Genomic DNA, 7,815 nt, shown 5'->3' with positions numbered 1-7,815 from the left:
ACATAATATACATTATGCGCGGTTGTGGCTTGGTCTATGGCGGGATGGGGTATCGGGGCTGGCTGATGCCGATAACTCTCTTTATCGGCATCATGGGGACAACGGCACCGGGCCGCGGCCCCCCGGCCGCTCAGCCCGCTATCGCGGGCCCGCGGCCCGGTGCCATTGTTCTTTTTAGATCAGCTTGAAAGATTGGTCAGGCTGGCAAGCTGCACAACGTTCTCGGGGATAACCGCCTTATCGGGTGACGTTGGTGCGCTGTAGATCCTCGGAGCACAGTTCACGGTAATTGCCCGGCCAGCGCGGTCAGTGACAACCGAATAGCAGTCGCCCAGGTAATCGACCTTGTAACCCATATTCACCAAGTCGTCAGAGTTAAACGCCAGTTCTTGATTGCCACGAACGCCGGAGAAAATCACCAGCCCTTCAAACCGCCCGGCATAGATAGCCCCGCTGGATCCAGTCACGAAAAGCTCTGTAACACGGAACGGCATCAAAAAAGGGTCAGCACCCCGGTCAGGAGCGGCGCCAGAAGAATGCGCATCAGAAACAGGCACGCCCACAGAACCAGCAGGCGCAGAACCACCTTGCGAAGAAGCCACATCAGCAGCTTCATGAGAAACCGGAACAGAGGGGCTAAAGAAGTGATAAAGGTTGTAAGCAAACCAGAGAAGAGATAACGGAAGGACGACAAATAAGACAACGCGAAGCTTGAGAGAGGAAAACGGGCCTTTTGACTGTCCTGATTTGGTAATGCTTCCAGTCTGCGTGGATTTATATAAACGGTGTACAGCCACAGGAACATGCCTTTTAAACGTGACACTCTTCTGCGTAGGAATTCCATTTTCAAGGGGGTTGTGCTCATAAATTCTAGGTTTCCTTTTAGAAAGAAAGAAGCTGTCTTTGCTGTTATAGGCAAAAGCTGTTTCGCAGCAGGCCCGCACGGGCCGAGGAATAGAGGTAATATCCGGCGTAGCAAGAACAACGTCCCAGTTATAATGACGGTGACGCATAAAAGACTCTTTGGGCGTGGTGGGATATATAATCCTCCCCTCCCCGTCAAAAACCACCCTCCCCGTGTCGTCCATATCACATTCTTCTAAATGGTCAGGGCGATATGAATCCAATCTCTCTTTGTAAAGTGATATGAAATCAGCGGGCAATATAGAGTCATAATATTCTATCGGCTGGAGGTTGTATTCTTCCTTGCCGCTGAATACATCACGGTCATATATATCTTGGCACTCGTCAATAAATACGAATGCACCAATTGGCATCCAATGATGCCAAACTCGCCAAAGCTTCTGATATTTTGGGTCTTGCGAGGACATTCTAAATAAGCGAGCTGTCTTAGGGAATTTCTCCCCCAAGAACTCCTCGATTTTATGAAGGGGATACATCCCCGCCACGTTCGTCACCACAAGCCGACCTTGCCTTAATGCAGGCAAAAGCCGATACCAAATAACAGAGGAGCTTTTATAAGAGCCGTTATGCCCGTGCTCAATGACGATTGCCATTTACCACCCCAAGAAGTTCAAGACAAAACGAGTAATGTAAGCATTAATGATTAAGTTAAGGCCGTTAACAAAGTTCATCTTTTCCAATGCCCACCTAACACCAGATGGAAGTTGTGACAACGATGAAAGAAGGTAGCCACTCAAATTAATGTCAGTGGTTATTTGCTTTGCAACCAAGTAAGCAAACTTTAGCATTTCAAGCTTTGCGGTAATAACGCAAAGCGTATAAAACTCAATGCCCCATGCAGTAAAGCGATGGAACAGGCCGGGGACCTCCTCCGTTATCGTATAATGAATGCCGTTAAGCCTATCCCCGACATAATCAAGAAAAGATGAATCGTCAGCCACTGCCAATGCAGGGAATAACATCAAGCACAAAATAATTAAGTTACGCATCACGCCTGCCCCCCATCAAAATACCAAAAGCAATTAACACTGCCAAAAACCATATGACTTGAGATGCACCGGATGAAAAAAATAACTCAATGTTAGATTTGCCGCTCAAGTCAACCTTAGCGCCATGAATATCGTGGTAGTCATTTTCGTAAGTTCCCGACACCTCAAGTTTTCCAGGTGAAAACACCCCCTTGATTTCGTCCATCTGGGCTTGAATCTCGACCTGCTTATCGGTGACTTGCTGCTTAACACCCGCAATGGCCACCTCACCAAACACGTCTGAAAGACCATTGCCGGGCACAGAACCAGAAGGCGAGAACGCACAAAGCGGCCCGGTGCAAGGCTTATCACCACCATCACCACCATCACCGCCCTGCCCTCCACCAGAATTTCCCCAGCCATTCTTTAAACCATCCTGGAGCATGTACTTAATGCCGTAAAGATTGTCATTCATCTGACTTAAATAGCCAGACTGGCTAGAAATATTGGAGTTAACCGAATTAACCGAACCTTGAAGGCTCCCAATAGCACCAAGCATACTCCCCATATTGGATGACATGGAGCTTGTATTGCCGCTAATGGAGCCAATGGTTGACATTAATGATTGCTGCATTGCTTTAAGTGAGGCTACATCACCTTTGATTGCAGATAAATCAACCGTAGAGACGGCACCACTACTTGAACCAGTTGAACCGTTCCCAACGATATCAGCAATATTCTTTAAGTTCAAAGTTGACGTCGCTAACAGAGACTCCATTCGCGACAAATATAAATTCGTACCAGAAGTGCTACCTGCTGTCTGCTTAATATAAGGCAGCGCATCATTTAAAATGTCATTTGTCTTATAGCTTTCCTGCAATTCTTTTAGTGCTGTATGGGTATTCGTATTTAACGAGTCGTACATTCTGGCGCTACGCCCATTAATATCGACAAGTTGCTTACCCAAGTTTTCATTTAATTTTGACAAAGTGGTGCTTACATGCTCATAACCTGAGTCGTTAAAAGACACCCACTTTTTACCATAGTCACTACCACTCCCACCATCACCACCATTGCCGCCATCACCATCACCATCACCGCCACTACCATCCAATTTACATTCAGTGCCATCGGTGAAATATGGTCCTTTACTATCAGCGTTAGGCAATTCGACACAAACCGAACTGCCAGCCCCACCACCGCAATAAGCAGTGCAGCCCCCAAGCATTGAACCTGAATAAGCGACACAAACAGGACTAGGAGACCCCATGGTAAAGGAGCCATAATTTACACCCGGAGCGCAGGCGGCATATACCAAGGAAGGAGAGAACAGCAGTAAATATAATGAACGCATGGCGGCACCAAATAAAAAAGGGGGCATAGCCCCCCTTTGATTTAGGAGGTGAACACCCCCGATAGAAAAGCCATCCCGAAAACTAACGCCCCGGTACAGGCCAAGGCGATAGCGAGGATCACTTACGCAGCCACCCGACAATCATGGCGACGCCAAAGCCGAGGGCGGCCATGGTGATGACACCAGCGGTCACCAGGGCATAGTTGGTCTGACCGGAAGTGAGAGCCGCTTTGATGGTGTCGGTCAGGGTTGCATCTACCGCGAACGCAGCGGGAGAGCTGAGAGCCACAGAACCAGCAACAACGATAACGCCGTACTTCTTAGCCTGCTTGAAAAAAGACATATATTACACTCCACTGTATTTAAAGTTATCGACTTAGTTTTCGAGCTATAAGCCCGGACACGTAGCCAGAAATAAACAAAAGGATTAGATAACCCGATATATTCACAAACTGGCCGCTATCGAAAACCAACAAATCAGCGAGGCCGGATATCTTGTCATAATCTGCCTGTGTCATCAGGATATAACCCGTACAGGGAGTTATATCGCTGATAACATACTGCGACCCATTTAAGACAAGACAGGAAGCCATTAGCTGAACTTCGCAGGTTTATCAGATTCTGGAAGTTTCCCGCCCTCACTGGCCTGCTTGATGGCCTCGGGAAGAGGAAGCTTTTTGCTGTTCGGTACGAAGCCCACCACGGTCGGCTTGGAACCCTTGAGGCTGAAAGAGAGCTGGAATTCAAACTCGGCATTGCCCGGTACCAGTTCGCCAGAGCGAACAGCGGCATGGATGGACTTAGCCAGCTTGTTACCGTCGGAGGTGTCGAGGGTGATCTTACCCAAGTCACACCCGGCGAACCCGTCGCGAACGTCGATAGCATCCTCGATAACGTGGATGTGAGCCCAGACGTTACCGCCGTCGCTTTCATCCATCTGGCCGTAACGAACGTTCACGAAGTTCACAGTTTGCTTCATACCTGACATTGAATTTCCCCTTGCTTGATGTTGCGGCCACGGGAATCGGTGGCCTTGTGAGCCCAGTACCAAAGGCGGTCTAACCGGGCCTTGGTGTGGGAGATTCGTTCACGGAGCTGGATGGCCTTGGCGATCATGTCCGGGGCTTGTTCGGCGTCGGCCAACTCCTCGCGCAGTACGTCGAGGATGATCGAGAGCTTGCGGTGCTCGGTCTCGGCATATGACCGGGCATCAAATTCAGGGGCTGATGTGGTGCCGAGGTAAGCAGCGAAATCGTCCAAAAGCTCCTCGTCAGAGCCGTACTTGGGCTGGTCGGGAACCGGGATTTCATACTTGTCGTGATACTGGAAGATGTCGCCCCGGATAAGCTCAAAGGAGCCATCGTCGAACACAGCCAGGTGAAGCTGCTCGTTATCACTGATGCGCAGGGGACGCCCTGAAATGAGGTGCTGCACGGATGCCTCGGCAGCGGAAAGATCCACATAGGATCCAACGGCTCGGGCTATAAGCTGCTCGCGGGACTGGCCGAACGACTGGACGAAGCCGCGCCCGAACTTGTCGCCGATACTGAGGATATCGCCCTGCTTGTCCAGCACGGTGCCCACGGGTTCAACGTAGTTCGCCGGGCGCTGGGCGGTGAAGTCCATCTTGATCAGGTGCAGGAGCTTGAGGGTCTGGCGCTTCTTCAAGTTCTGAAGCTGGGCTTTCGTCAGGCCGATGGCCATCAAGCAGTTCACAGCATCATAGAAGGTGCTGGAAGCGGTCAGGCGCTTGGTCTTATCCCACCCGTCCGTTGCCAGACTGCGATAGAACAACATCAAGCGGTCCGCACGGGCATAGCTCCATTTTTCGGTTGTGGAACCATCGTGATTTTTGAGCACCTTACAGCGCCCGTAATGCTTGCGCAGCTGCTCTTGTACCCGGCTGTTTTGAGTCAGGCTCACCTTGGTGGTGCCCAGTGCTGCGAACATCTCACTAAAGAGATCCCGCCATGCCCATTCACAGAAAGTCATGCCCTGATTGGCCGGGTCGCTCTCGAAGTGACCAACATACGTCAGGAACTGCCACACGTTGCGGGGGATCTTGTTCTTCTCAAACCACCGGGTCAGCGCCCTCCCCTCGAACCGGAGGCGGTTCGCGGCAAAGGTGTTCAGCTCTGGATCTTCCAGCTTCTTGATAACCGCATCATAGCGGCTGGTCTTCTCGGTGCGCTTAGCCCGTTGGAGCTGTTCAAGCTGGTGCTGCATTTCGTTGTGCTTGGCATAGACAACCAAAACACGGGTACGGCCAGCGTCCTGCTGATCCTGACTGCGCTTGTTGAAATAGATGGTGCTCTCATAGTCCGCCTCTTTGGCGGCCCGCAGGTGGCGGTGTGAGAGATTACCGATGGCAGAGAGGCAGTTCGCCAGCGTCTCGGCGTCAGGAAGTTGGATCGAGTTGGTGACGTCTACGCGGCGAATGTGGGCATTGCCCCAGTCGAGCATTTCAGCGACTCGGGGAAGGGCTCGAGAGAAAGCCGCGAGTAATTCGAGGATACCAGCAGCAGCATTGTCTGGCCCGTAGACGTTGTGACCTTGCAGCAGCTTAGCCGGTGATGCCTTGAGAGCAATGCAAGGCCAACTGCGCTTGAGATGGGCTTGATGGAGCTTGACCGCGATGTCAGTGAAGCTTGAAGGGAGAGACTCCCAAGGGTGGTAGAGATCATGGATGGCGCCCTCTCTGTCTATGGCGAAGTCAACACGTCTAGAGCCAAGGGTCAAACCACGGCGTCCGCACTCCTCCAGGTCAACCATCCCCACGATGTCAGCAGAGCCAGCGCCAATGCGCTGAGTGATACACCACTTATCGGCGAAGGGGATATGGATTTCCCAAAAGTCGTACATACCTGTGTGATTTCCCGGCGAGTATTTAACGCATGCGCGCATGTGATTGAAAAATCATACGGTGATCGCATGCGCCATGCAAGCATGGTGAACACAAAAAACTAGCATGCTGTAGACTTGTGATCAGGTAGTGAGGAATCAGTCAGGAGGCTCAGATGAGCAAACCACAGAGAGAAGACACCACGGTCAGAATCAACGGCCCACGCCGGATGAGGCTGGAGAGGAAGGCGATAGAGACGAGTTTCAAGTGCAGCTCAACGGTCAAGATGAGCGACATTGTGAACTGGTTGATCGATAACAGATTGGAAGAGGCGGCGAACGCCATCGAGAGAGAGAGGAAAGGAATAGCCAACTGATCCCCTCTCCCACCCCACCTTGATTTAACACGCCATATCAAACCTAACACACTAAAAAACAACAAGAATTAGCCCGAGTCCTAGTCCGGCTCCCGGAGTCCAAGCCACAGTTAGAGTACGTGGCTTGCTCCAACCCCACCCGGCCCCCTTCGGGGGCCAAGTTTCCCGCCTTACGTGAAAATTTTGACGTAGCGAAAAGCCCAGCCTTGAATCTGCTGCCCGCGAGCGGGCCCACCCTCTCCGTAGATGGACGAACGTCACCGGGCCGCAAAGACGGCTTAGCAGGAAGGGGGGGTTTCACAGCAGAGAGGCCCGCCGCTGATTAGCAGGTGGGGAGGCGGACGCCCCGGGGCATAGGTCCTCGGGACGCAAGCGCCCTGCGGCAGGGCGTTTATCATTGTTCGCGCAGCTCACAATAGGCGAGTAGCAGCAGGGGATCACATCGAGGGCGGGGAGTTGGAATGATAGCAGGCGGAACGGCTGCAGGGAGTTGGCCAAGGCCGAACGCGCGAGAAGGTGATAGCAAAAAGTCGCCCCGGGTTTATCCAGGGCGATGCGTTTTGCTACAGGTTATCGAAGTCTTGCCGAGCTGCCTTGTACCGTTGGACGACCTGCTGATACTCGGCAAACTCACGCCGCAGGGTCTCCAGTTCGGCCCTCTGACGCTCAACGGTCTGGCCTAACTGGACGAACGAGCCTGCCGCCACCATCACGGCCTTAGAAGCTGCGCTTTGTCCGGTGGCCTGCTTCAACTGCTCGACAACTTGATCCTCTTCCGGGGTGAGTCGCAGGGTAAGAATCATGCGCCCTCCCCCTTACGAGCCTTAGCGCGAGCTATGCGACGGGCGCGAGCACGAGATTCAGACCAGAAGCCGATACTTCCGACAGCAAGAACAAAGCCGACACCCAATAGAGGGGAGAGAACCAAACACACCATTACGTACTTGAAGGTGATGGAGAACCCAAACCAATGAGCAAAACACAGGGGGAATAGAAACATGCTGATAGAAGACAGGACGCACAAATCTCGAACGGTAATCATGCTTTGGCCCTTACATAGTCACGGATGATGCTTTTAACCTGCCCCACGGTCGCGGCAGCAGGCACAGGAAGATTGTCTTGCTCTACCTCGTCCAAGTAGACCAGCAATTGGTGATCGCCTTTGAACCAGAAGAACTCCAATTGACGTTCGACCCATGCAGCATCGAGAACGCCCGAACGGTAGTCAAAATTGATGGTCGGCTTGGACATTTGATATCACCCCCTTGACGGGCAACAGCGCCCCACTGATGAAATGATAGCAAAATAGAGTTGCCTGGTCCAGCTCGATGCGCTTTTTTGATAGCAAATA

The 7,815-nt window shown here is 51.9% G+C and carries 9 protein-coding genes; 1 reads left to right on the top strand and 8 read right to left on the bottom strand.

The window, feature by feature from the left end:
* Positions 1–179: 179 nt before the first annotated feature.
* The 6 genes from BN1120_RS21115 to BN1120_RS19685 form a co-directional block, all read right to left on the bottom strand.
* Positions 180–1,517 carry a zonular occludens toxin domain-containing protein gene (locus BN1120_RS21115; RefSeq protein WP_080768127.1) on the bottom strand — a complete coding sequence of 446 codons (1,338 nt, stop codon included), beginning with the start codon at positions 1,515–1,517 and terminating at the stop codon, positions 180–182.
* On the bottom strand, positions 1,518–1,913 hold the full coding sequence (locus tag BN1120_RS19710) for a DUF2523 family protein (protein WP_042017669.1): 396 nt from the start codon (positions 1,911–1,913) through the stop codon (positions 1,518–1,520).
* Complete coding sequence (locus BN1120_RS21425; RefSeq protein ID WP_145983746.1) at positions 1,906–3,273, bottom strand: hypothetical protein; 1,368 nt, start codon at positions 3,271–3,273, stop codon at positions 1,906–1,908. The genes BN1120_RS19710 and BN1120_RS21425 overlap by 8 nt, the downstream gene beginning before the upstream one ends.
* A gap of 91 nt (positions 3,274–3,364) precedes the next feature.
* Complete coding sequence (locus tag BN1120_RS19695) at positions 3,365–3,589, bottom strand: hypothetical protein (protein WP_042017666.1); 225 nt, start codon at positions 3,587–3,589, stop codon at positions 3,365–3,367.
* A gap of 249 nt (positions 3,590–3,838) precedes the next feature.
* Complete coding sequence (locus tag BN1120_RS19690) at positions 3,839–4,234, bottom strand: hypothetical protein (RefSeq protein ID WP_042017665.1); 396 nt, start codon at positions 4,232–4,234, stop codon at positions 3,839–3,841.
* Entirely contained in the window at positions 4,222–6,108 is a 1,887-nt protein-coding gene (locus BN1120_RS19685; RefSeq protein WP_052455435.1) for a phage/plasmid replication protein, II/X family, read from the bottom strand. The genes BN1120_RS19690 and BN1120_RS19685 overlap by 13 nt, the downstream gene beginning before the upstream one ends.
* Positions 6,109–6,263: 155 nt before the next feature.
* Between BN1120_RS19685 and BN1120_RS19680 the strand changes: the two genes are divergently transcribed.
* Entirely contained in the window at positions 6,264–6,464 is a 201-nt protein-coding gene (locus BN1120_RS19680) for a hypothetical protein (RefSeq protein WP_042017664.1), read from the top strand.
* A 563-nt stretch (positions 6,465–7,027) separates the two neighbouring features.
* Here the strand turns inward: BN1120_RS19680 and BN1120_RS19675 are convergent.
* Together BN1120_RS19675 and BN1120_RS19670 are read right to left on the bottom strand one after the other, a co-directional pair.
* Complete coding sequence (locus tag BN1120_RS19675; protein WP_042017663.1) at positions 7,028–7,267, bottom strand: hypothetical protein; 240 nt, start codon at positions 7,265–7,267, stop codon at positions 7,028–7,030.
* A gap of 235 nt (positions 7,268–7,502) precedes the next feature.
* Entirely contained in the window at positions 7,503–7,715 is a 213-nt protein-coding gene (locus BN1120_RS19670) for a hypothetical protein (protein ID WP_042017661.1), read from the bottom strand.
* Between the last annotated feature and the right edge of the window lie 100 nt (positions 7,716–7,815).

Source organism: Aeromonas caviae (assembly GCF_000819785.1).
In the GTDB taxonomy this organism is placed as follows: Bacteria; Pseudomonadota; Gammaproteobacteria; order Enterobacterales; family Aeromonadaceae; genus Aeromonas; species Aeromonas caviae.
This window is presented reverse-complemented; position numbering and strand designations above follow the sequence as displayed.